Below are 23290 nucleotides of genomic sequence, written 5' to 3'. Positions count from 1 at the left end.
GTGCCCCTTTGTGATTTATTTGAACTCTGAAATTTTCCGGATATCAATTTCAGAAGTTTTTAACGTTTGAGAAATCCGTCTTGCAAAATCGAGTGCATGAACACCGTCTCCATGAATACAAACGGTATCAGCCTGGATGGTTACTTCTTTTCCATCGGTACTTGTGACCAAACCTTCTCTAACCATTCGCACAACTTGACCAATCGCTGTATCAGTATCCGTAATGAGCGCATTGGCCTCTTTTCGGCTCGTCAATGTCCCATCAGCTTGATAGGTACGATCGGAAAATACTTCATTGGCCGTGCGCAAACCAATCTTCTCCCCCGCTTTGACGATTTCACTGCCGGATAAACCAAATAGAACTAACTCAGGATTCACTGCATAAATAGCTTCAGCAATTGCTTCAGATAATGCCGCGTCTGTGGCTGCCATATTGAACAAGGCACCGTGCGGCTTGACGTGTTGCATCACGCCTCCCTCCGATTTCACAAAACCGTATAACGCACCAATTTGATAGACCACGAGCTCATATGCTTCTTGAGGAGACACGAATATATTTCTTCTACCGAATCCCGTTAAATCCTGAAATCCTGGATGCGCACCGATGCCCACGCCCTTTTCAAGAGCGAGTTTGACCGTTTTGCGCATCGTGGAAGGATCACCAGCATGAAATCCACACGCGATATTTGCCGATGTTACGAAATCTAAAATTTCTTCATCATTCCCCATTTTGTATGCGCCAAAACTCTCGCCCATGTCACAATTTAAATCGACTTGGTACTTCATTTTCAGGATTCCTCCTTAAATTTAAGCGAAATTGATTTCGATAATTCATCAATCAATTTTCTCTGCTCAATCAACGCTCGCTGAGCTTCTTCCAGAGATATTTTTTCAAATCGAATCTTTTCCCCTGGCTTCAACTGGCTCACTTTCGGTAAATCCACCGTGACAACTGTGCCGATTTTCGGATATCCGCCGGTCGTCTGGCGGTCAGCCATCAAGATAATAGGTTGTCCGTCGGGCGGGACTTGAATGGAACCAAAAGACACCGCTTCGGACAGTAATTCTTTCGGTTCTTTTAAAGTAAGTTCCAATCCTTTTAAACGATAACCCATACGATCGGAATCTGATGTACTTTGATAGGCTTGTTCCAGAAAATCATTCTGGCTTTTTTCAGCGAATAAATAGGCTTGTCTTCCTTCAGTGACTCGCACTGTCGCTGCCTTTTCATAAATAGGAATCGCGTCTGAATTCAACGTCCATTCCGCTTGTACAAATGGTGTTTCCTTCACATCTTTAGCGAGTCTTTCGATAAATCCTTGAACATGTTGAGGAGCAAAAGCAACCGGAATGACGTCTCCTTTTTGCAAGGCTCTTCCGTTAAACCCTCCGATACTGGCTCTTAAATAAGTGGACTGACTGCCCATGACTTCAGGCACATCAATTCCTCCGGCAACCGCCATATACGTTCGGCAACCGGAAACAGGTTTCCCAAAAGTTAGCTTGCTCCCTTTTCTCGCAAGAATCGGACGCCACATTTTTAGTGGTACTCCATCAATCGCTGGTGATAGATTCGCTCCAGTTAATGCAAATAAACAGTCAGCAAGAAACGTTATTTGTGGACCCATCAATGTGATTTCTATTGTTGCTTTTGTCTCTTCATTACCAACCATTATGTTCGCCAATCGATGTGCATATGCATCCATGACGCCACTTGCGATCACACCATACTTTTGAAAACCATTCCTGCACAGGTCTTGAACAGTCGTTTGCAAACCTTCTTTATCAATCTGCAGCATGAGTCGTCCCCTCCCATTCTGCATACTCTGTTTCTGTTATCGGTTTGAAGACAATGAAATCGCCCGCTTGCAGTAAGCTCGGGATGTCTTCATTAGGAAGGAAAAGTTCCATAGGCGTTCGACCAATTAGTTGCCATCCTCCTGGTGTTTCAATCGGATAAACGCCAGTCTGCATTCCTGCAATGCCAACAGAACGCTCAGGAATTCGCAACCTTGGGGTCGAGCGGCGTGGAGCCGCAATTTTGTCGGACATCCCACCAATAAATGGGAACCCTGGCGCAAATCCGATCATATTCACTTCATAAGTACCTGAAGAATGGATGGCAATCACTTCTTCTACGGATAAATGATTATGTGACGCAACGAACTCTAAATCCGGTCCGTGCTGCCCGCCATAACACACGGGAATCTCAATGGTGCGTTGTTCTATTTTTTCTGAAACATTATTCTCGAGTAAAATCTTTTTGAGAAGATTCTTCATATCTTCAAATTGATGATTAACAGACACTTTATAAAAAACCGTAACGGTCGTAAAGGCTGGAATGACTTCTACAACCGATTCAATTGATGCTTGTTCGATCCGTTCGGTAATTGATCGTACCAGGCTGGTGCTTTCTTTTGTAATTTCTTGTCCAACCTCTAGGACAATGGCTTCGTCTCCAAGTGGTGAATAGTTAATGTCCATCTTTTCACTTCCAAACGTTTTCTGAAATATAGGATTATTATAAAGAAGATAATATTGGGATACAACCGTAAGTTAATAAAAATGCAAATTTTATATTGAAAATACATATCTATCATTTTTTTAAAGGAACATAGGATGAGATGTTTGAAGTTCTACATTTGGGGAATTAAATTACTACAACACTATTACTAAAATTTATCAGGAGGCGTTTAACAATGAAAAGAAATACTATGGCAATGGCAGCACTTGGACTTGGAGCGGCTTTCCTAATGCGAAACAAAGATTCCAGAGAAAAATTGAAAGGCCAAGTCAACGATTTCACGAAAAGTGGAAATGGTAAAGGCATGCTTGATCAAGTATTAAATTCCTTTGATAAGAAAAAATCGACAACTATGTAATTTTATTGTTAACTTGCACTGTATGAATACTGTATAAAAAGAGGCAAATCCAAAGTTGAAACTCAACCTGGACTTGCCTCTTTTTTAATGAAAATTCTTCTCGTCTTTGTTTTTGTCTTTCTTGTTAATGCCTTTAACGCCTTCTAGTCCACTCGCTTTATCAGCTCTGTTGAACTCTTCGTTATACAGCACTTCTTGCGTGGCGGACAAACCGTTATTTTCTTCAGACATTTGTTGATGTGGAGGTTTTCTCTCACTCATCTTTGCATCCTCCTCTCTTATCTATTGAAAACATTAGTTTGTCCTTATTGAACTTCCTTTATTCTAAAGCATCTCTTTTCTCAAGGCGCAGTGATACAGCAGTTAGTAGAACAGCACCTAAAACCATGATTCCGCCTACCCACGGAGTATGCACCAAACCAATTGTATTAATCACTACTCCACCAATAATCGAACCTAATGCGATTCCAACATTAAACGCGGCAATGTTCAGTGCAGAAGCAACATCAACCGCAGTCGGAACATATTTTTCAGCCAGTTGAACGACATATAGCTGCAATCCAGGAACGTTCATAAAGGCAAGCAACCCCATTAACATGATGGCGATTAATCCGGCAATTTTAAATGGAATCATAAAGGACATGACAATCATGATGGCTGCGTGCAGGATAAACATCCAAAACAGCGCTCGTGCAGGATTGTGATTGGCAAGCTTTCCTCCTATAGCATTCCCAATAGCAACGGCAATTCCGTAAACCAATAGAACAATGCTAATTAATTTTGAATCAAGTTTTGTGACTTCTTGTAAGATCGGCGTTAAGTACGTGAATGCTACAAACGTTCCTCCGTACCCAAGTGCCGTTATGGCCAATCCGAGTAAAAGACGTGTGTTTGTGACAAGTCTAAACATATCCTTAAATTTGGCAGGTGGAGATTGTTCCAGGTTTTTCGGAATCAACAAAGCACTTGCTACGACCGCGATGATTCCAAGAATCGCAACTCCCCAGAATGTTGCACGCCATCCAAATGCTTGTCCGATAAACGTGCCAAGTGGTACTCCTGTAACAGTGGCTACAGTTAATCCGGTAAACATTAACGCAATGGCACTTGCTTTTTTATGCGCAGGCACTAATTGCACTGCAATGGTTGCTCCTATTGAAAAGAAAACACCATGTGAAAATGCCGTAATAAACCGAGCGACCATTAACAGTTCAAACGATGTGGACATGGCGGCAACGATATTTCCTACTATAAAAACAAACATTAAGGAAATTAACAGCGTTTTCCGGCTGATTCGATTCGTAAGTGCAGTTAATAGTGGCGCACCAACCGCTACACCCACCGCATAACCAGAAATCAATAATCCTGCAAGTGTAATTCCGATATCCAAATCCTGTGCAATCGAAGCCAATAATCCTACGGGAACAAATTCAGTCGTTCCTATTCCAAAAGCGCTTATGGCAAGTGCCCATAACGCTAGCTTGCCATTTCTTGCTGTATTTTCAGCTGTATGTGAATGTTTCATGTATGAATCCTCCTGTTTTTTATTGATGGCAAGTATGCGAGGTAGTCGAAAAAGCATTTTGTGCAACCTGGAAGGCTGTTCTGTCTACCTGGAACACGTTTCTGTCTACCTGGAGATCAGTTCTGTCTACCTGGAGCACGCTTCTGTCTACCTGGAGATCAGTTCTGTCTACCTGGAGCACGCTTCTGTCTACCTAGAGATCAGTTCTGTCTACCTGGAACCAAAAAATCTGTCTACCTGAAACCAAGAGCTTCAATCTGATCCTCCATGGTTTTCCTGGAGCTTAACTCGCCGGCAAAACTTATTATGTACCCTTACTCCACCAATGAACAGTACGCACTTTTAAGTAATGTAGGCACTTTAAAGTACCTATATCCTTTTAAAAGATGCTAGAGTAAAGTGGGATATGTTAGAATGCGATTAATTGAAAACGTACACACACTTAAGGATGATAGGTTCTTTTTGGAGCCTTTGAATTTATAGAGGAGGCAACGCTATGGCATATAATATACCTGTTGAAGCGACGCTGGACGTAATTGGTGGGAAATGGAAAGTTGTAATCATGTGCCATTTAATTAAAGGAGAAAAACGGACGAGTGAATTAAAGAAGCTCATGCCGACCATTACACAAAAAATGCTGACGCAGCAATTGCGTGAACTGGAGCAAGATGGCGTAGTGAACAGAATGGTATTTGATCAAGTTCCACCAAAAGTCATTTATTCGTTAACTGAGTACGGATGGTCATTGCGACCAATTTTAGATGCCATGTGTGCTTGGGGAGAACATCATATCGAAATTATTGAAGAAAATTAAAAAACGAACACCCCCGTAGAAAAACGTCTCTACGGGGGTGTTCGTTTGTTTGGATTCATTAAATTATTCCACAATAGCACCTGACACATCGTATAACGCCAGATCAATTTCGACGGGTTCATCAAGCGCAAGTTTCGCAAGTTGTGCACCAAGGAATGGACCTACAGTTAAACCAGAAGCACCTAATCCGTTAGCGAGAAGAAGTCCTTCCCAGCCAGGAACCTGCCCGATAACTGGCAGGAAATTTGGTGTAAATGGGCGAAAACCTACACGGGTTTCAACAAATGTACTGTCCGCTAATCCTGGTGCCACGGAAAGCGCTTTGTGAAAGACTTCGTACAAACCACCTGCAGTTACGCGGAGATCAAAATTTTCATGGTCTTCATGGGTGGCCCCAATTACCACTTGGCCGTCATCAAAAGCAAGAATGTATTGATCATTTGGAGGCATCACAACTGGCCAATCATCCGTTTGCGAATTCTCGATTTGAAGATGAACGATTTGAGCTTTCTGAGAAGAGAGTTGTAACTCAATGCATAATGGTTTCAACAAGTAATCTGCCCACGCTCCAGCAGTTATTATTACATTTTCCGCAGCGTAATGTTCATTGCCGACTCGAACACCAGTGACAGCTGCATTTTCATGTTCAATTTCAGCAGAGCCTTGAACGAAAGTTGCTCCATGTTTTTTTGCAGCATTGACTAAGGATTGTCTCAATGCCCTGCCGTTTACTCGAGCCGCTCCACTAACATACACTGCGCTATATTCTTTAGCTAAAGGAGGAAATGCCGAGCTCGTTTCATCCGGTGTGATTAGACGAACATCTCCAATTTCCGGCGCATCCTCTCTTCTTGCAATAGCTCGTTCTTCCATTTTAATGAGTTTACTCTCGTCGGTATGCAAACTAATGGCTCCCACACGTTTGTAACCCGTTTCTGTTTCCCCGTCTTCTTCCAATTGGGCAATCAGTTCCTCATAATAGGCCGCCCCACTCTTAGCAAGTGCGTACCAAGCTTTGTTACGTCTTTGTGATAGCCATGGACAAATAATACCCGCCGCGGCGTCTGTTGCCTGTCCTTCATCATGTCGATCCACGACAGTTACGATCGCACCAGATTTAGCTAGATGATAAGCGGTTGAAGCTCCTAATATTCCAGCTCCTACGATGATGTAATTTTTCATGAAAACACCTTTTTCAATAGATTTCCTAAAGCCATTTTACACGTTTACATTCCATGACTCAAAGCGTCTCGAACTTCTCACTTAAAGCTTTCCCAAGAATTGAATATGCTGTGCATTTCCGCGGAAATAATGAAGCAAAAAACCCTTGTTGAGGGTTGGGGCTTCGCGGCCTTCACATCAACAAGGGTATACTTACTTTATGGCATTCTTTGATTGTTTAATTAGTTATTACTTCAACAGTTGAGAGTATCTAGATGAGCGAATCTGAAAATGACGTTAGTGCAGTAAGATACAGTGCATATTCACCCTACTTCTTGGTAAGGAAACATGCCTTGGTATTGGTTTAAGAGGTGATCAAGTTCTTGGCTACAAGTTACAACCAAAGTATGCGTGTAACCAAACTGTTTTGCTTTTTGGTACATGTCTTTCTTTTTACGGTTAATTTGCTTCAATAATAAATGTTGTTTATAAACTGTTTTCGTTCTCATCTGTTTGCATCCTCCAACTGTTTAGTAGCTTTAAATTTTTAGATTTAATTTTGTATGGTGATAACCATGTTCAAAATCATGTATTATCTCTTTAACCATTTATATACTTCATTAAACTTAATTTTTAAAAATTTTTTATTAAATATTCAAATTTTTTATTTCCGGAAGAAAATTTTAAGTTCCTGTCCGGTAGAATCGGGGTTTTTTGAATGAACGGTACTTGGATGATATATGGAGCCAATGGTTATACAGGCGAGTTAATAGCGAGAACAGCAGTCGAACAAGGGCTGAAACCCATACTGGGCGGTCGAAATAAGGAAAAAATCCACACGCTTGCCAGTGAATTAGGGCTTGAAAGTCGCTTGTTTTCATTAAATGAGCCAACTAATGTACAGGATGGACTCTCAGGAATTGACTTGGTTCTTCATTGTGCAGGTCCATTCTCCGTAACTAGTGCCCCTATGATTGAAGCATGTATAGAAGTTGGGGTACATTACCTTGATCTCACAGGAGAAATCGGTGTATTTGAACATGCCCATGCACCTGAGCAATCAAAGCGTGCGAAAGAAGCAGGTGTGGTTATTTGTTCAGGTGTAGGTTTTGATGTCATACCCACAGATTGTATAGCGCTTAAATTGAAGGAGTTGCTACCAAATGCCACGCATCTATCTCTTGGCTTTGACTCTGACTCAGGCATATCACCTGGCACCTATAAAACAATGCTCCAAGGGCTTTCTTCCGGAAGTGCAGAACGGAGAAATGGGATAATCACTGAATTTCCAATCGGCACTAAAGTCCGGTTTATCGACTTTGGCAGGGGTTCCCGTTCAGCAATGGCCATTCCATGGGGTGATGTTTCAACCGCCTTTTATACGACAGGCATTCCAAATATCACCACGTGGATTCCTATGCCTACTTACAAAATTATTGGTGCTCGTTCATTAAAATGGCTGAAACCCATCTTGGCAAAGCCGATGCTTCAAAAGTTATTAAGAAATTGGGTGGATAAATCAATCACTGGACCTGATGAGGAAGCACGGAAAAACTCTCCCGCTTATATTTGGGGTGAAGCAACCAATTCTACTGGCGAAAAACGGACCGTTCGCATTCAAACCGCAAACGTCTATAGTTTGACTGTATTTGGCGCTCTAGCTATCGTAACGCGATTGCTCGAAACAGAAGACTTACTAGGTGGTAGTTATACGCCAGCTACTTTGTTTGGTTCAGAGTTGATTGAACAATTATCAGGATCGGGAAATTTTCAGATAGAATAATTCTTGGAATGAAACTGAGGAATTAGGAGGTAATTGGATAGTTGCAACGAAATCTCGAAAGTTGCAACCAAATCAGGAAAGTTGCAACAAAAATAGTAAAAGTTGCAACCAAATCCGAAAAGTTGCAACCAAATCGAAAATATTCACCTCATTATTGAAGAGTTACTGGAAATGATCCAATCTGTTCAATCGTTGTTAAATAACAAAAACAGGCCTGAATGTCGGCCTGTTTTTTTGTAACTATTAAAGTTCGCCCATCGCTTCTTTCAGTATTTCATACGAACGATGTCTTGCTTGTTGCTCGTAAATGTAGGTCACAGCCATTAATTCGTCCACTTGGAAAGTATCCAGGAATTTTTTTAGTTGTTGCTGGATTGCGTCCTTGTCACCTTTAAAGGAATAAGCCGACATGCTACGGACTGCACTTTCTTCAAATGAGTTCCATAAACCATCCATTGATTCTACTGGAGGTTTCAAGAATTCTTCGGTGCGTCTAACCACATTTAAATAGAAACGGTCAGTTGAAGTAGCAAGTTTTGCTGCTCCCTCATTTGTATCAGCTGCTACCACATTTACACAAACCATCACGTAAGGTTCGCTTAAATACTCAGATGGTGTAAATTGATTGCGATAAATTTGAAGTGCTTGTTCCAGTTGAGCCGGTGCAAAGTGCGCTGCAAATGCATATGGCAATCCGAGTCTAGCAGCCAGCGAAGCACTTGATGTACTTGAACCGAGAATATAAATCGGTACATTGGCATCTACGCCTGGAAAAGCACGAACTTCACCTTGTTGTTCATTGGATTTAAAATATTGTTGAAGTTCCACAACATCTTGTGGAAACGCAAAAGCCGTTTCCTGTGTCGTGCGACGAAGTGCATGAGCTGTACGCATATCTGTACCCGGTGCCCGGCCTAAACCTAAGTCCACCCGTTTTGGATAAATGGCTTCTAATGTCCCAAATTGCTCCGCCACAACTAGAGGTGCATGATTCGGCAACATGATTCCACCTGATCCCACTCGGATTGATTGGGTATTTTCCAATACATGTCCAATGAGAATGGAAGTGGCAGAGCTGATTACTGCAGGCATATTATGATGTTCGGTTAGCCAATATCGTTGGTAACCAAGTTTTTCTGTATGTTGAGCTAAACTGACCAAATCGCCAATTGCTTGTTTATGTGTTTGTCCTTCACGTACTGCAACCAAATCCAAAACGGATACTGGAATAGATTTTTTATTTAATGTCATCATCAAAATCCTTTCGATAATCTAATATCTTGAGTTGATAATATATCGTAGACTTTCAATCATCAAGCTATCTGCCTGCAAGAATTTCTTGTCTCTTTACGTACCCCCCAGAATTCTCGTTATGATGAGTATTGTAGGCGTTTTCAACCACTAAAATTCAGTTATTTCTGATATCGTTCTGTTGTGATGTTTTTCAGATACTATTAAATAGATGGTATGAGATTATAAGGAAAGAATTTCCGTACAATTTCGATATGTTTAGTGTACATGTTCGTGAAAAAAGATTTATAATGAAACGGTATCATGATTCACATGATAGGATTAGTGATTTTACGGATGCAAGACAACATATAATGAATATTTTTCAGGAGGCAAAAATCATGTTAAAAGATGTATTTATGGCTTTATCCAAAAACCAATTGCTGACGAGTGCAGCTAAAAAATATGGTTTAAAACTAGGCGCACAAACAGTTGTAGCTGGAACAAATGTTGAAGATACAATCAAAAGCATTCGTGAGTTAAACGCGTTGGGCATCAGTGCAACAGTTGATAACTTGGGCGAATTCGTTTTCGAAAGATCGGAAGCGCTGAAAGCAAAAGCTAGTATTTTAGAAGTGATTGAAGCGATTCAAGCGAATGGTGTTAATGCTCACATTTCTTTGAAACCAACTCAACTTGGTTTAGATATCGATTATGATTTCTGTTACGAAAACTTGCTAGAAATCGTTGATGCTGCAAGCAAGTATGAAATGCATATCAACCTTGATATGGAGGATTATGGTCATCTTCAACCTTCATTCGATTTAATTGATACACTTTCTGAGAAGTACAGCAATGTCGGCACAGTAATCCAAGCTTACTTCTACCGTGCTCAAGACGACATTGAAAAGTATAAAGATATGCGTCTACGTATTGTAAAAGGTGCATACAAAGAATCTGTTGAACACGCTTACCAAACAAAACAAGAAATTGATGCCAACTACATCAAATTGATTGAATATCATTTACTGAATGGTAAATTCACGTCAATCGCGACACATGACCATAACGTCATTAATCATGTGAAGAAGTTTGTGGAAGAAAATCAAATTTCAAACGATAAATTTGAGTTCCAGATGCTATATGGTTTCCGTAAAGACATGCAAGTGGATTTAGCGAAAGAAGGATATAACTTCTGCACATATGTACCATTCGGAGATGATTGGTACGGTTACTTCATGAGAAGATTGGCTGAACGTCCGCAAAACTTGAACCTTGTTGTAAAACAAGTCTTCAACAAACGTACAAATACAGCAATCGGAGTCTTTGCAGGTGCATTCGCATTGGGCCGTATAGTTTCTAAAAAGAAGAAGTAATTTTAGTCAGCTGCCCTTTATTAAGGGCAGTTTTTTATGTTACTTTTCTTCTAAAAATTCTTTATTTACGGTTTGAATGAACTCTCGTTTCATCTCCACGCCACCTGTGGTATAGCCAAGTTATAATTAATAATACACAAACTCATCCTCTGCCAGAAAAGGATGAGTTTTTTGTGTTATTTGTCACGCTCAGATGGATTTTTACACATTGTATAGGAAGAAGTGTTTAATCTTTTAAAATGGTGGAAACCACTTATGAAGACTTTTCTACATACAGATTATACATTGACAAGAATTCGTCACCTTAAAGGAGCATAAAATACAATGGGAATTCATCGATTTTTTACAAGCATGAACGATCTGGAGCGAATTATTCGTTGTCCTGGGAAATTTAAATTTGAAGAACATAATGTTGCAGCACATAGCTGGAAAGTGTCTCAATATGCCATGTTTTTTGCGACGATTGAAGAAAATAACGGAGAAGTCATCGATTGGAAAGCTTTATATGAAAAAACCATCAACCACGATTTCGCAGAGGTATTCATTGGCGACATTAAAACACCAGTCAAACACGCCTCGCCAGAGTTGAAGCAAATGATCGCCCATGTGGAAGATAAAATGATGGAAAAATTCATTTTGGAAGAAATCCCGGAAGAGTTTCAACCTGTTTTCTTTCACCGTATGAAAGAAGGCAAAGATGCTTCCGTCGAAGGAAGAATACTTGAATTTGCGGATAAACTCGATCAGTTTTACGAGTCCTTTGCAGAATTAAAACGTGGGAATACCGACCCGGAATTTGTACTTATGTATCAGGAAGCATTAACGAAGTTGCTAAAATTGCCTTTACCGGCAAGTGTTGCTTATTTCCGCGATATTATGCTCGAAGACGTGAAACGGGAAGATACGGCCCTCGATGTAAAAGCATTTACCCTTAAAGTACTGCAGGCACCGTGATATATATATCCTCTATCATCAACAAACTGGAAACATAGTCTTACGTCCTACTATTTCACAACATAATGTTTCAACACATATGTGATCTGTTTTAAAAACGTCCGGAGTGGTTGCCAGACTTTTTTCATGTGTTTTTTGTCTCGACGTACTTTCATGTTTCGAAACTTGCGAAGGATGCAACGAAAGCACCTGTTGGTTGAATAAGAAAAAGGCGTTTCTCCTTTTGGAAGAAACGCCTTTTTCTTGAACATGGACAGGATTATTAACTTCAAATCCCTATTTTTTTTTCAGTTCTGGATAAGAATTTTTCCAATACTTCACTGCTATTAATATCCATACGTTCAGCCAAAACAATTAGCCACCACATGCATTCACCAAGCTTATGTTCAAGTTCAGATTCAGTTTCCCCATTTGTTGGCCAACGACCCTGTTGAGACATTGTTAGACGACCGACCAAACCAGCATCTGTCAGGAAAGCTAACGCATCTTCTTCTACAGTCCATTCTACTTCATGATACTGACGTTCTAATTGGTGGTACGCTTTTCTTAATTGTACAGAACGCTCAACGGCTTCATTAAAATTCATGGTATGTTTCCTTTCATTTATAGACATGAATTGTTCAACTGTTTCATCAAAATCCTAACCAATGATTATTACTACTTTGCCATTTTACCATTTATAACTCGACTACATTCAGTTATTGAATATTCACCAGTATATAACCATTCATCAGCTACCCTTTAGTTAAATGAGAATATGCATTGCTCCTTATTGAAGTAGTGCACTTGCTGAACAGGAGAGATTACTACCACCAGACGATGAAGGTCGATCCATTTTGGTGCTTCGAGTCCCACCGTTAATCTGCCTCAAACAATTACGGTGATTCACAGATGTGATCTTAATCATGTTCTATAACCTTTGAATACCATTCCCAATAAAAATTACCTTCAGCACTAATCATTCTGTCTAGCCATGTATTTAAATCACAATAAAAATCAATTGTTTCAATACCTTCCAAAAGGATATTCTCTTTACCTGTCTGATTTACTTTAGAATGGTCAACTAAAATAGGGCCAATATCGATTACATAACCTATTGGATAACAATTCTGCTTAATATAGGTGCTGAAATTAGTATTAAGCATACTATTATATTCACGAATCATTTCTTCTATTGAATATAGACAAAAGGAATATCCATATTCATAGGTGAAGAATTCTGCACCATTATGAAGCAATAAAAATTCCTTGTGATTTCTCGGAAGAATCAACTCGTTATCAATAATAATGCTCTCTAATTCATCAATCTTTATAGGGTTTTTGAACACAAAACCCTTCTTAGGATAAATTCCAAATCGATCTTGCACATGTAATAAACCATCTTCGTCTAACCGTGATTTCAATGTTTCCAAGGTATTAGTAATTGAGAACTCTTTCAAGAATATTCACCTTTTCTAAGAAATGGATATTGATTCAATTGGGAGTTAAAGAAATATACCCAATTATTTAAGAACAACATATTACCGCCTTGTCTAAATCCTTTTCATTGATCAAAACACGTCCATTGTCGTCAATTATGAAATCGACATTGGCACCTGATAGCCTTTTAATTGCTGAATCTATCGTTTCTTGACCACTTGTTGATGGTTCCACCCATACTTTATAGCTTTTTTCTACAGAATTGCAGCCAGTAATCACAATAATAAAACTTAGACTCATCATGAGTAGGATTCTTGATTTCACCTGCATCCCCCTTGATTTACTTGTTCAATTATCAAGCCATTATTAGTTCAATAAGAATACAAAATCACACTTCATTTATTATACCAACAATTCCCATTCCACCTGTAAACTATAACACTTTCCGTTTATAAAAAGAGTTGTCGATTGGCTTCTTATTAAGCTTTAAATTCACTGCTAAATTTGATGAATCTATGGTAAGACTGCTTTTAAACCCAAAAAGAACTACCAAATTAAATGGTAGTCCGTTTGTTTTTTGTATAAATTTTTGCACCTCTGTAGAGAACCCATTAACCGTTTAAGAGAGTTACTTTAAATCCTATTTCGATATTTATCTTAACGATTGAAATCATAAATCTTCTCTACATAAACTTGATGCCAAACCATAAAGATGAGAATCGTCCAGAGTTTACGGCTGTTGTCTTTTTTGTTGGTTACGTGATCCGCAAGCAATTGAAAGACTTCCTGTTTATTCAAAATTGTTTCGGTCTGACTGCTATGTATTAAGTTTATTGCCCATTCATATAATTCATCTTTTAGCCAATGACGAATGGGGACAGGAAATCCAAGCTTTTTGCGATTCACTACGTGTTTAGGTACAAGCCCTTCTGCCGCTTTTCTCAAAATGTATTTGGTTGCATTCGCCTTTATTTTTTGATTGGACTGTATTTTGGCTGCCACATCGAATACATAAGTGTCGAGAAATGGTACACGAAGTTCCAGTGAATGTGCCATTGTCATCTTATCTGCTTTAACTAAAATATCTCCTTTTAGCCATGTATGAATATCGATATTCTGCATTTTGATGACTGCATCATAACCCATAGACTGCTGGTAAATAGGCTTTGTGATGTCTGTAAAATGCACATTTGATTGATAGGTACGAAGAATTTTTCTTTTCTCGTTTTCCTCAAACATTTTAGCATTGCCAATGTATCGTTCTTCCAAAGGTGTAGTCCCACGTTCAATAAAACTCTTCCCTTTAAATCCCTCAGGAATTAGTCGACTTAGGACCTTCAATATTTCTTTCACACGCTGAGGCATATGATTAAATATTCTTAGAGAATGAGGTTCTCGATATATATTATAGCCACCGAATAACTCATCTGCGCCTTCCCCAGACAATACCACCTTTACATGCTTAGCAGCTTCCCGTGCCACGAAATATAGTGGAATCAAAGCCGGGTCAGCCAAGGGATCATCTAAATGCCAAACGATTTTAGGAAGTTCCTCAAGAAATTCCTCTGAAGAGATAATATAACTGGTATTTTCTAATTGGAGTATATCGGCCGTTTTTTGTGCAATATAGACCTCACTGTAACCATTTGTCTCAAAACCGACAGTAAATGTTTTTAGTTGTGGATTCACTTCCTTTGCCAATGCGACAATAAAGGACGAATCAATCCCTCCTGAAAGAAATGATCCCACAGGTACATCACTACGCATATGAACATGAACTGAATCGGTTAAGACATTGCGGATTTCATGGATCAATTGATCTTCAGAAGAATGAACTGGATGGAATTTCGGGGTCCAGAAAGAATGTATGTTCATTGGTTGATTCAACTTTTTGGTGAAATAATGTCCAGCTGGTAACTTTTTAATTACTTTCGTCATCGTGTTTGGTTCAGGTACGTATTGAAAGCTCAAATAATGCTGAAGTGAATCAGTATCCAGTTCCTCAGGTTCGACTAAAAGGATTGCCTTCTTTTCAGATGCAAAATACGTTGTTTCCTCCTTTTCTAAGTAAAAGAAAGGCTTGATGCCAAAATGATCCCGTGCTCCGAATAGAAGTTGTTCTTCCTTATCCCAAATAACAAATGCGAACATCCCTCTCAGCATGTAAACCATTTTTGCTTTCGACTCGCTATATAAAGCTAGAAGCACTTCTGTATCCGAATCGCTAGAAAATTCATGACCTTTGGCTATTTGTTCTTCACGAAGTTCAATGTGATTATAAATTTCCCCATTAAAGATAATCCAGTACCGTTCATTCTCATACGATAACGGTTGATGACCACCTTCAATATCCACTATACTCAGCCTTCTGAATCCGAAGCTTACATGCTCATCCACAAAACATCCCTCGTCATCAGGACCTCTGTGGCCAATTATTGACGTAATTTTTTCCATTTCTTGCTTTCTCAAATCACTTATTTCTTGAGGGTGGTTATACAAAATCCCAACAAATCCACACATACCAATCTCCTGCCTACGTTAATTTCCAACAATACTGATTGATATTATGCAGGCTGCCCTTTCCCTATGTTCAAACATGAATACGTTTTAAACAATCGTCATTTTTTTCAGCGCAGTAGAAAATTCTGAGTTCTGGATTTCTAGTGTGGCTTGATTCACTAAATGCGCAAGAAATCCTTCTTCATCGAAATCCTCCGTATCAATTTCAAAACGGTCCAACTCCAATTGAACTTCTTCGTTCACATTCGTTTCAATTTCAATCAAATCCGAAAAGATAAAACCCCATCGTCTTTCTTCATATAAAGTTCCTTCTATTTTTATAATGGTAGAACTGATAGTGGAAGAAGGAACGGAAAAATGATTTTTGATTCTGATGGTTGTCTCATCGTGATTTGCTACAAATTCTATCATTTCATAACCTAGATCGAAATTTTTCTTAAACTCTACTTTGTTCATAATCTTCCTCCTCAATTTTTGATAGATTACTGTCATCCTATCCAATTCGCACAGTGATTATACCAATTAATTTTCGAATCTATCATTTTTCACCCGAATGGCCTCGTCAAACACGCCACACCTCACGTACTCGAAAAAAGTCTAATAAGAAAATGAAAAAGGGCTGTCCTCAAAAGTCATTTTTAATGACGATTTGGGCAGCCCTTTGTTTTTGGTTATTTCTTTTCTTCAAGCTTTTGATTTTTCATGAAATGATTGTAGAACCTGTTTAACTGCAACTCTGAACTCAGGTTGTGTGAACTTCTTAATGCTAATGAACTGTCTTTTATCCATGTGATGACGGTATTCAGTCAAATAGCCAACAAATAAATATCCATTACCCGATAGATGCAATTCTTGTAATACATTCTCTTTGCGAATTGGACTATTGGCATAATAATAAGTCGTTCGATTATTCGAGACTTCTTTACACTTTAACTCTGGAAACTCATCCAAGACACTTACTACCTGTTCATAAGACATCGGCATGTTTTAGCACTCCCTTATTCAGAGTTTTATTAATTTCTCATCCATCCGAAATATACCCCAAAATAAGATTTTTCATCCTAACATGTCCTGTTGTAACTAAGCTCTTCATGGTGAATGAACGGAAATTTTCGCGTATGGAATCGCAAAAGATTTTTCGTTTCCATTCATTTATCCGTAATTTTTTTGAGAATACATTCATACACTAATTCTAAAACTATATTGGGGGAGTTATTTGACGATGAAACCTGTGTATGTCGATCAAAAGGAAATGGAATTACGTCAAAACCAAGATTTTAACGCTTCTCTTAATATGGTCGCTGAAGGATCACCAATTTATCATCTCGATAATCAAGAAACAGATGCCGAAAAAGAAGATAAACAATCATTCTAACGGGCTACTTTACCTACCGCAAAACTTTAAATCACACATGAATATGTATAACTAATTGCACCGCAATTTGAATTGCGGTGCTTTTTTTGTACATACAATTCATTTTAATTTGGAGGAATTGAAGAACAAATTACGTTACTAATTTTCAAGAAACATTATTGATGGAAGGTGTAGTGAAAGAGAATTTTGCTACTAAATCTACAGCATTAGCATGAAAAGTGAGCCGTCTTAAGCAGAGGAATTAAAGCACCAATTATTCATTCATGCTGCGCAAAAATAATGAAACAAAAAAATAACCATCAATTTAGCATTCTAATTGATGGTCATTTTATATTTGCGATAGCTGTTATTGGAATTTGCTGTGATCATTGCTATAAAAAAGTACCTATACCTCAGGAGCGTGAAGCCTGAGTTCACAAGTATGTGTTTTCCAAACTGGATAAAACACAGGAAACGAAGTCTAAATTAAAGAACTCGCTGTGCCCACATAAAGTGCTTTTGAGCCCATGGTCCCCAGACAGAAAAAGTTTGTACACTCTTTGCGGAGTTAAGGTTGCTGATCCATTGCCCATTCCCCATATAAATACCGACATGTGAAATCGTTTTGCCGTTGCTAGCAAAGAACATTAAATCCCCTTTTTTCATATTTTTGAATGAAATAGAAGTACCTACATGTGATTGCTCACGGCTAGTTCTCGGTAATTTCACACCAAATTTAGCATAAATATGTTTGGTCCAGCTGCTACAATCAGCCTTGTATGGCGCTCGGCTTATATCTGCACCGTACACGTATTTCGTTTGTGATTTAAGAACCTTTGCATAGTCAACAAGATTTGATGCTTTGTCCGGTGTTCTAACCACAATCGATTGGCCAACATATAGTTGGTTCGGATTTATGATTTGTGGATTTAATGACCGCAAATCGGTATAGCCCATTCTGTATTTTTGTGAAACTTCGTATAAGGTATCACCTTTATGTACTGAATATGTAGCTCCTGCCGCGCCTGAAAAAGAAAGTGTGAAAATAAATGATAGAACCAAAATCTTTGTAAGCTTTCGAATGGTCGTTCATCTCCTTGTGATAAATTGTTTTGTATGTTTTCTTGCAATTGGTACTGAAACGAAAATGAGGTCTTCTATGTAAAAAATATATGTAAGCGCTTTCGGCTAGTCCTTCTCTCAATGTTATCCATTCCACTGACGTTGCATCTGTTGAATAGGGATCCTGTCGATTAAATGGCGGCGGTCGGTTTCAGCAAGTAAACTTGCTAGTGAGATGGCTTTTGAGCGATAAAGTGCGTTATATGAGCGATAAATCCTCCGTATGAGCGATAAATCTCCAGTTTGAGCGATAAATACCGTTATCTGAGCGATAAATATTTGAAAGCAACTCTCACGAACAAAACCTTGTTTCATCCTCCAACTTAACTTGCCTTATGAGACAACACACAATCACACCACTACAAATGGAAGCTATTCCGCTAACATTGCATGACTCTTTATCTGTTGGATATATCCCTAATTGATTCATATAAAGTACGGATATCATTTACTTGGCTAACATTTTTTGAGTATATCATGCGAACAATAGAGGAAATGGTGGTAAATATTACCGAAGTTTTTCACCTACAACTTCCCCAACTACCAGCAATTACTTAAAGGGAGACTAATTAACTACCTAATATGTCACCGTGTTTTTCCAAAAACCTTTGCATATTTAAATAACAAAAAACCAGTCCTCTCAATAAGGTACTGGTTTTTTGCGTGTATTGACATCTAAGATTATTTTCCGCTCTTTTGTATATAATCACTCGTTCTTTATCGATTCTCCAACATGACATTTGTATCTCCAAGAACAATCTATATTAAATAGAATTGCTTATTTTCAACACTTAAAAAAGGGTAAAATCAATCAGTGATTTTTCTACTAAAATTCTAATCATTTAATGACAAATCGTGTTTCACTGTAGCCTTCTTTCGATTTTCTCACTTCCAAAATCGCAGGAATGGCCGTTTTCAACTCTTGGACATGTGAGATGACGCCGATCATCCGGCCTGATTTTTGTAAGTCTATTAACGTATCGATCGATTTGTTCAATGACTCTTCGTCAAGTGAGCCAAAGCCTTCATCTATGAACATCGTATCAATGGAGACATTTCCTTGGAAACTTTGGATGACATCGGCCATACCGAGTGCCAAGCACAACGACGCATTGAACTTCTCTCCTCCGGAAAGAGTTTTGACATCTCGAGTTTGCCCCGTATAAGCATCATAAACATCCAAGCCCAAACCACTTTGTTTCCCTCTCGATTCCTGTCTCTCGCTTCGAATCAAGTGGAATTGCCCGTTCGATAGGTGCTTTAACCGTTCATTGGCAGACTCGATAATTTGCTCCAAATACTCGATTTGTAAGTATCTTTCGAACGAAATCTTCATTCCGTTTTGCCCTCGAACGACATCATACAAGTCCGTAATTCGGTTGAATTCTTGTTCTTTCCATGCGGATTTTTCATGGGAAATCTTGATGTTCTCAATCAATTTGCTTGCTGCCTTTTGAGTTTCCACAGACTGGTTCATTTCTTGAAGCGCGAACTCATACACCTGCTTCAACGCAATCATGTCATTTTGCAAAGCGACTAAATCGACTTTCGTTTTGTTTTGAAGTAACGCGCTCAACTCAGTAACTTGTTGGTCAAGTGTGTGTCTTGTTTGCTTGAAATGTGTGATTTCTTCTTTTAATGAAGCTTTATCTGAAGCTCGTAACTTCGCTTGTTGATATGCTTCTGCCGATTCAAAAGATGAAGAAGTGAGTGCCGTACTAAACGAATTGCCAGCCCGTTCCTCTTTGGCTTTTACTTCGAGTACTGCCTTTTCCATGTGCTCAATTGTCAGGACAGTTGTTGAATACTGATCTTTTGCTTTCTGTCTTTCCTGTTGCACAGTTGCCCAAGCCTCTTCTAACCTGCGTTTACGGTCTTCCGTTTCACGGATCTGCTTCTCTAATTGAGATAACACACGCACTTCGCTCGGAATTGATTGCAACTTATCTTCATAAACAGCTTTAGACTTTTCAAACGTTGAATTCAATTCTTGATATGTTGCAGTAATATCAGCTGTTTCTGCCTGAAGCTGTTCAACTTTTACTGTTTGATCTTTGAATTGTTGCTTCTTAATGCGCAGTTTTTCTTTATCTTTTCGCATATTACTGACTTCTGCATCGAGTTTCAGACGCACCTCGTCCATCGATTTATGAACTTCAACAGTCTGACCGATCTCAATGTCAAACTTCGAAACTTCTTGACCTTTATCATCGCGCTGGTCCTTGTATGCCTTCAGTTTTGCCATCGCATCGCGATAGTCGTTATCCACTTGGTTTAAGATGTATTTGGACTGCTCCAACTCTTCTTTCGAAGGAGAGAGCGTCTGGTCCTTGTCATTCTTCTGAGGGTGTTCGACGCTGCCGCATACCGGACAAGCTTCACCATCATGTAGATGAGCTGCCAGAACACGTGCCTGATTATCAAACCATTCCTGTTCGAGTGCCGAGTAAGCATCATGGACAGTAGTGAATTCTTGTTGTTGTTTGAGCGTAACAGCTTCTTGATTATAGACGGCTCGTTGAATAGCATTGTATTCCTTTAACACGCGGCATTGATCATTTAATTCACTTAACTTTTGCAGTTTATCGTCAAATGAACCCAACTGATTGTCGAGACTTTCCGTTTCTTGCTGTAATGATTGAAGTATTTCATTTTCAATAACAGCCCGTTCAGCGAGTTTTTTTACATTTACAGTCAAGCCAATAATCTTCAATTCAAGTTCTTTTAACTCATTTTCTTTTACTGCCATATCCCGCACCACTGGCAAAATATCATGGTATCGAACGAGTGACTCACTTAACTTCTCGCGTTGATCCTGCTTCTTCTCTTCTTCAACGTATTTCAATTCCATCTGCTCGAGATGAACCTTCGCTTTCTCCTCTGAAGCAATAGCATCGTTTAAGAACTGCTGTTTTTCCAGCACTTCTTTTTGAAGCTCAACATACTGCTGTTCAATTGCTTCGATCACACTTGCTCGCTCTGCTTTCTCGAGTTGCTTTTCTTTTCCCTCGAAAAGAGGCAACTGTTCGGTCAGGACGTGTAACTTCTGTTTCTTGGTCTCCCATTCTTCAAAGCGTTCATTCAAACTCTTGGCTTGATGAAATTCATCGGACTTGCTCGTATGTTTCTGATAAGCATCATTGTATTTGATCTGATCCAATATAATTTTGTTTTCATAATAAGAAGCTTCTTCTGCCAAGCCGGAAATGACTTGATGCATGTTGTAATGCTCTTGAGCTAATACGTTAAAAATGGTCGATTCTCTCGTTGGAAGTGAAGAGCCGATATTGTGAATGTAACTATTCGTCGTTCTTTGAGCAATTTTCAATTCTTCTTCAGCATGAGCCTTCTTTTGCTTAAGGCGTTCACTGATCATTTTATAAGGCTCAGTTTTAAAGATCTTACGTAATATATCCTCTTTGTTTTCTGTTTCAGAAGTCAGCAGTTTCCGGAATTCTCCTTGAGGAAGCATCACAATTTGGATGAACTGATTTTGGGACAGTCCAATGATTTCTTCCACTTTCACATTGATTTCCGAAACAATTTGGCGTTCCACAACGGGCACTTCACGGTCTCCAAGCTTTTCAAAGAACTCATACTTTTCCCCAGTTGCACTTTTATTCCCTTTTTTCACATGACTCATTTGACGAAGGATTCGATATGTCTTCTGATGGATTTCAAATACAAGCTCTACAGCAGTGTGAACGGCATCGTCTGCAAAATCACTGCGCATAATCCGTGATTCACTGCGATCCGACCCACTTGCCGCTCCGTAAAGTGCAAAACAGATGCCATCGAAAATTGTTGTTTTCCCAGCACCAGTACTGCCTGATATCACAAATAATTGATTGCCCTGTAGCTCAGTGAAATCAATCGTTTCTGTCTGTTTGTAAGGACCAAATGCGGTCATTTTCAATGTAATCGGCTTCAATGTTTAACCCCCTCTTTCTTAGCGGGGCCAGTGAGTTCTTGCTGCTCATGTAAGAACTCCTGTAACACTTCTTTAAAAATCGCGGATGTTTCTTCAGAAGCTTTTACACCTTTGACTTCTTCGTAAAAAGCGTTAAACAAGGACGAGTCATCCATTTTACGTCGAGAACCGACCGTACTTTCTTCTTTTCCTTTTAAAACGGACACTACTTTGCGTTCCACATGCATGGCATTTGGATAGACTGAACGCACCTTTTCCATTGGGAAGAGGATAGGCGTTTCATCAAGCAATCTCACAAACACGTAATCTTCATTGAACTCATGCTGCAAAATATCCTCCATTTTCCCTTCAACGGTGCGGATATCGCGATTCGGTGTGAGCAGGCGTTTTTCAACCGTGACATTGCCAAGCTCGTCCATCTCAACAATATGGAAACCTTTTTTATGGTGCTCTTCTGAAATTGAATATTTCAATGGTGAACCGGAATAGCGAATGGTTTCGTTCAACACAAAATGCGCTTGGTGCAAGTGACCAAGGGCTGTATAGTGGAATTTTTTAAAGTGGGAAGCACTCACATATTCCGCTCCACCTATTGCGAGCGGACGCTCCGAATCACTAGTATTTTCCTCTTCTTCCCCGTGTGGTGTCACAAAAGCGTGTCCAACAAGGACATGTCGTTTTGATGGATCCATTGTGGACTCAATATGAGCGACCATTTTCTTCATGGCATCGTCATGTGTGCGTACTTCTGCATCATCCAATACATGACGAACTTGAGAAGGATCTGCGTAAGGAACCAGATGGAAATGAACTTCCCCGTGTGCATCTTGGAGTACAATCGGCTCCAAATCTTTTTTTAATTGTCCCGTAATATAAAATCCGTTTGATTTCATCATGCGACTGCCAAAGTTCAATCGACCTGGACTGTCATGGTTTCCTGAAACGGCAATGACCGGTGTTTTCAGTTTTAAAACAATCGTTTCCAGTACTTCATCCAATAAATTCACGGCATCCGTCGGTGGTACTGCTCTGTCATATAAATCACCTGCGATGATGACTGCGTCCGGTTTTTCTTTGGCAATTGCCTCTGTAAATTGCTGAAGTACGAATCGTTGCTCATCTGTCATTGAAACGCCTTGTACAAGCTTTCCTAAATGCCAATCGGCTGTATGGAATAATTTCATCTTGTGCTCCTTTCATCGTGCATTTAGTTTATAAA

The 23290-nt window shown here is 39.3% G+C and carries 24 protein-coding genes; 6 read left to right on the top strand and 18 right to left on the bottom strand.

The window, feature by feature from the left end; translation table 11 throughout:
- Positions 1 to 15 precede the first annotated feature (15 nt).
- Genes ACQKEV_RS01910 through pxpB form a run of 3 tightly spaced genes read right to left on the bottom strand, consistent with a single transcriptional unit; the run spans position 16 to position 2484 of the window.
- Entirely contained in the window at positions 16 to 786 is a 771-nt protein-coding gene (locus ACQKEV_RS01910; RefSeq protein WP_427442832.1) for a LamB/YcsF family protein, read from the bottom strand.
- A gap of 2 nt (positions 787 to 788) precedes the next feature.
- Positions 789 to 1799 (bottom strand): biotin-dependent carboxyltransferase family protein, encoded by a 1011-nt coding sequence (locus tag ACQKEV_RS01905; RefSeq protein WP_427442830.1) that lies wholly within the window; start codon positions 1797 to 1799, stop codon positions 789 to 791.
- Positions 1786 to 2484, bottom strand: coding sequence for a 5-oxoprolinase subunit PxpB (gene pxpB / locus ACQKEV_RS01900; protein ID WP_427442828.1), 699 nt, complete (start codon positions 2482 to 2484; stop codon positions 1786 to 1788). Before pxpB ends, ACQKEV_RS01905 begins: the two co-directional genes overlap by 14 nt.
- 215 nt (positions 2485 to 2699) lie before the next feature.
- On the opposite strand from pxpB, the gene ACQKEV_RS01895 reads away from it, so the two are divergent.
- Positions 2700 to 2882, top strand: a complete 183-nt coding sequence (locus ACQKEV_RS01895) for a hypothetical protein (protein ID WP_427442826.1) — start codon at positions 2700 to 2702, stop codon at positions 2880 to 2882.
- Between the two features lie 84 nt (positions 2883 to 2966).
- On the opposite strand, the gene ACQKEV_RS01890 is transcribed toward ACQKEV_RS01895, so the two are convergent.
- Both ACQKEV_RS01890 and ACQKEV_RS01885 read right to left on the bottom strand, forming a co-directional pair.
- On the bottom strand, positions 2967 to 3143 hold the full coding sequence (locus ACQKEV_RS01890) for a YfhE family protein (protein WP_427442825.1): 177 nt from the start codon (positions 3141 to 3143) through the stop codon (positions 2967 to 2969).
- 58 nt (positions 3144 to 3201) lie between these two features.
- Positions 3202 to 4407 carry an MFS transporter gene (locus ACQKEV_RS01885; RefSeq protein WP_427442823.1) on the bottom strand — a complete coding sequence of 402 codons (1206 nt, stop codon included), beginning with the start codon at positions 4405 to 4407 and terminating at the stop codon, positions 3202 to 3204.
- Between the two features lie 496 nt (positions 4408 to 4903).
- Here ACQKEV_RS01885 and ACQKEV_RS01880 point away from each other — a divergent pair, with 496 nt between their 5' ends.
- Positions 4904 to 5221 carry a winged helix-turn-helix transcriptional regulator gene (locus ACQKEV_RS01880; RefSeq protein WP_427442821.1) on the top strand — a complete coding sequence of 106 codons (318 nt, stop codon included), beginning with the start codon at positions 4904 to 4906 and terminating at the stop codon, positions 5219 to 5221.
- Between the two features lie 63 nt (positions 5222 to 5284).
- On the opposite strand, the gene ACQKEV_RS01875 is transcribed toward ACQKEV_RS01880, so the two are convergent.
- On the bottom strand, positions 5285 to 6403 hold the full coding sequence (locus tag ACQKEV_RS01875; protein WP_427442819.1) for an NAD(P)/FAD-dependent oxidoreductase: 1119 nt from the start codon (positions 6401 to 6403) through the stop codon (positions 5285 to 5287).
- Between the two features lie 302 nt (positions 6404 to 6705).
- Positions 6706 to 6891, bottom strand: a complete 186-nt coding sequence (locus ACQKEV_RS01870; RefSeq protein WP_427442818.1) for an aspartyl-phosphate phosphatase Spo0E family protein — start codon at positions 6889 to 6891, stop codon at positions 6706 to 6708.
- A gap of 209 nt (positions 6892 to 7100) precedes the next feature.
- Between ACQKEV_RS01870 and ACQKEV_RS01865 the strand changes: the two genes are divergently transcribed.
- Positions 7101 to 8165: a saccharopine dehydrogenase family protein gene (locus tag ACQKEV_RS01865; RefSeq protein WP_427442816.1), complete on the top strand. Its 1065-nt coding sequence runs from the start codon at positions 7101 to 7103 to the stop codon at positions 8163 to 8165.
- A 243-nt stretch (positions 8166 to 8408) separates the two neighbouring features.
- Here ACQKEV_RS01865 and ACQKEV_RS01860 read toward each other — a convergent pair whose 3' ends face one another.
- A complete protein-coding gene (locus ACQKEV_RS01860; RefSeq protein ID WP_427442814.1) occupies positions 8409 to 9419 on the bottom strand; it encodes an LLM class flavin-dependent oxidoreductase in 1011 nt (336 codons plus the stop codon).
- Positions 9420 to 9796: 377 nt separating this feature from the next.
- On the opposite strand from ACQKEV_RS01860, the gene ACQKEV_RS01855 reads away from it, so the two are divergent.
- Both ACQKEV_RS01855 and ACQKEV_RS01850 read left to right on the top strand, forming a co-directional pair.
- A complete protein-coding gene (locus ACQKEV_RS01855; protein ID WP_427442812.1) occupies positions 9797 to 10771 on the top strand; it encodes a proline dehydrogenase family protein in 975 nt (324 codons plus the stop codon).
- 324 nt (positions 10772 to 11095) lie between these two features.
- Positions 11096 to 11725: a YfbR-like 5'-deoxynucleotidase gene (locus ACQKEV_RS01850; protein ID WP_427442810.1), complete on the top strand. Its 630-nt coding sequence runs from the start codon at positions 11096 to 11098 to the stop codon at positions 11723 to 11725.
- A gap of 268 nt (positions 11726 to 11993) precedes the next feature.
- On the opposite strand, the gene ACQKEV_RS01845 is transcribed toward ACQKEV_RS01850, so the two are convergent.
- The 6 genes from ACQKEV_RS01845 to ACQKEV_RS01820 form a co-directional block, all read right to left on the bottom strand.
- Positions 11994 to 12311: a MazG-like protein gene (locus ACQKEV_RS01845; protein ID WP_427442808.1), complete on the bottom strand. Its 318-nt coding sequence runs from the start codon at positions 12309 to 12311 to the stop codon at positions 11994 to 11996.
- 313 nt (positions 12312 to 12624) lie between these two features.
- Complete coding sequence (locus tag ACQKEV_RS01840; protein ID WP_427442806.1) at positions 12625 to 13164, bottom strand: SMI1/KNR4 family protein; 540 nt, start codon at positions 13162 to 13164, stop codon at positions 12625 to 12627.
- 67 nt (positions 13165 to 13231) lie between these two features.
- Entirely contained in the window at positions 13232 to 13468 is a 237-nt protein-coding gene (locus ACQKEV_RS01835; protein ID WP_427442804.1) for a hypothetical protein, read from the bottom strand.
- A gap of 333 nt (positions 13469 to 13801) precedes the next feature.
- The gene (asnB, locus tag ACQKEV_RS01830) at positions 13802 to 15664 is read right to left on the bottom strand and encodes an asparagine synthase (glutamine-hydrolyzing) (protein WP_427442802.1); all 1863 of its coding nucleotides are present in this window, start codon (positions 15662 to 15664) and stop codon (positions 13802 to 13804) included.
- An 87-nt stretch (positions 15665 to 15751) separates the two neighbouring features.
- Positions 15752 to 16120: a hypothetical protein gene (locus ACQKEV_RS01825; RefSeq protein WP_427442800.1), complete on the bottom strand. Its 369-nt coding sequence runs from the start codon at positions 16118 to 16120 to the stop codon at positions 15752 to 15754.
- Positions 16121 to 16348: 228 nt separating this feature from the next.
- Entirely contained in the window at positions 16349 to 16648 is a 300-nt protein-coding gene (locus ACQKEV_RS01820; RefSeq protein WP_427442798.1) for a hypothetical protein, read from the bottom strand.
- A gap of 238 nt (positions 16649 to 16886) precedes the next feature.
- On the opposite strand from ACQKEV_RS01820, the gene ACQKEV_RS01815 reads away from it, so the two are divergent.
- Entirely contained in the window at positions 16887 to 17039 is a 153-nt protein-coding gene (locus ACQKEV_RS01815; RefSeq protein WP_427442796.1) for a hypothetical protein, read from the top strand.
- A 465-nt stretch (positions 17040 to 17504) separates the two neighbouring features.
- Here the strand turns inward: ACQKEV_RS01815 and ACQKEV_RS01810 are convergent, their stop codons facing one another.
- The 4 genes from ACQKEV_RS01810 to ACQKEV_RS01795 form a co-directional block, all read right to left on the bottom strand.
- The gene (locus tag ACQKEV_RS01810) at positions 17505 to 18080 is read right to left on the bottom strand and encodes a C40 family peptidase (protein WP_427442794.1); all 576 of its coding nucleotides are present in this window, start codon (positions 18078 to 18080) and stop codon (positions 17505 to 17507) included.
- Between the two features lie 144 nt (positions 18081 to 18224).
- Positions 18225 to 18455, bottom strand: coding sequence for a hypothetical protein (locus ACQKEV_RS01805; RefSeq protein ID WP_427442792.1), 231 nt, complete (start codon positions 18453 to 18455; stop codon positions 18225 to 18227).
- A gap of 523 nt (positions 18456 to 18978) precedes the next feature.
- Positions 18979 to 22071 (bottom strand): AAA family ATPase, encoded by a 3093-nt coding sequence (locus ACQKEV_RS01800; RefSeq protein ID WP_427442790.1) that lies wholly within the window; start codon positions 22069 to 22071, stop codon positions 18979 to 18981.
- A complete protein-coding gene (locus ACQKEV_RS01795; RefSeq protein ID WP_427442788.1) occupies positions 22068 to 23255 on the bottom strand; it encodes an exonuclease SbcCD subunit D in 1188 nt (395 codons plus the stop codon). Before ACQKEV_RS01795 ends, ACQKEV_RS01800 begins: the two co-directional genes overlap by 4 nt.
- Between the last annotated feature and the right edge of the window lie 35 nt (positions 23256 to 23290).

Source organism: Paenisporosarcina sp. NPDC076907, assembly GCF_050269735.1.
Classification (GTDB): Bacteria; Bacillota; Bacilli; order Bacillales_A; family Planococcaceae; genus Paenisporosarcina.
This window is presented reverse-complemented; position numbering and strand designations above follow the sequence as displayed.

Bases quoted from the DNA above. Each gene is read 5' to 3' on its own strand.
- ACQKEV_RS01880 (WP_427442821.1), top strand. From the start codon at position 4,904: ATGGCATATAATATACCTGTTGAAGCGACGCTGGACGTAATTGGTGGG.
- ACQKEV_RS01870 (WP_427442818.1), bottom strand. From the start codon at position 6,891: ATGAGAACGAAAACAGTTTATAAACAACATTTATTATTGAAGCAAATT.
- ACQKEV_RS01905 (WP_427442830.1), bottom strand. From the start codon at position 1,799: ATGCTGCAGATTGATAAAGAAGGTTTGCAAACGACTGTTCAAGACCTG.
- ACQKEV_RS01795 (WP_427442788.1), bottom strand. From the start codon at position 23,255: ATGAAATTATTCCATACAGCCGATTGGCATTTAGGAAAGCTTGTACAA.
- ACQKEV_RS01865 (WP_427442816.1), top strand. From the start codon at position 7,101: ATGAACGGTACTTGGATGATATATGGAGCCAATGGTTATACAGGCGAG.
- ACQKEV_RS01855 (WP_427442812.1), top strand. From the start codon at position 9,797: ATGTTAAAAGATGTATTTATGGCTTTATCCAAAAACCAATTGCTGACG.
- ACQKEV_RS01850 (WP_427442810.1), top strand. From the start codon at position 11,096: ATGGGAATTCATCGATTTTTTACAAGCATGAACGATCTGGAGCGAATT.
- ACQKEV_RS01845 (WP_427442808.1), bottom strand. From the start codon at position 12,311: ATGAATTTTAATGAAGCCGTTGAGCGTTCTGTACAATTAAGAAAAGCG.
- ACQKEV_RS01910 (WP_427442832.1), bottom strand. From the start codon at position 786: ATGAAGTACCAAGTCGATTTAAATTGTGACATGGGCGAGAGTTTTGGC.
- ACQKEV_RS01890 (WP_427442825.1), bottom strand. From the start codon at position 3,143: ATGAGTGAGAGAAAACCTCCACATCAACAAATGTCTGAAGAAAATAAC.
- ACQKEV_RS01875 (WP_427442819.1), bottom strand. From the start codon at position 6,403: ATGAAAAATTACATCATCGTAGGAGCTGGAATATTAGGAGCTTCAACC.
- ACQKEV_RS01860 (WP_427442814.1), bottom strand. From the start codon at position 9,419: ATGATGACATTAAATAAAAAATCTATTCCAGTATCCGTTTTGGATTTG.
- ACQKEV_RS01885 (WP_427442823.1), bottom strand. From the start codon at position 4,407: ATGAAACATTCACATACAGCTGAAAATACAGCAAGAAATGGCAAGCTA.
- pxpB (WP_427442828.1), bottom strand. From the start codon at position 2,484: ATGGACATTAACTATTCACCACTTGGAGACGAAGCCATTGTCCTAGAG.
- ACQKEV_RS01825 (WP_427442800.1), bottom strand. From the start codon at position 16,120: ATGAACAAAGTAGAGTTTAAGAAAAATTTCGATCTAGGTTATGAAATG.
- ACQKEV_RS01815 (WP_427442796.1), top strand. From the start codon at position 16,887: ATGAAACCTGTGTATGTCGATCAAAAGGAAATGGAATTACGTCAAAAC.
- asnB (WP_427442802.1), bottom strand. From the start codon at position 15,664: ATGTGTGGATTTGTTGGGATTTTGTATAACCACCCTCAAGAAATAAGT.
- ACQKEV_RS01805 (WP_427442792.1), bottom strand. From the start codon at position 18,455: ATGAAACAAGGTTTTGTTCGTGAGAGTTGCTTTCAAATATTTATCGCT.
- ACQKEV_RS01895 (WP_427442826.1), top strand. From the start codon at position 2,700: ATGAAAAGAAATACTATGGCAATGGCAGCACTTGGACTTGGAGCGGCT.
- ACQKEV_RS01820 (WP_427442798.1), bottom strand. From the start codon at position 16,648: ATGCCGATGTCTTATGAACAGGTAGTAAGTGTCTTGGATGAGTTTCCA.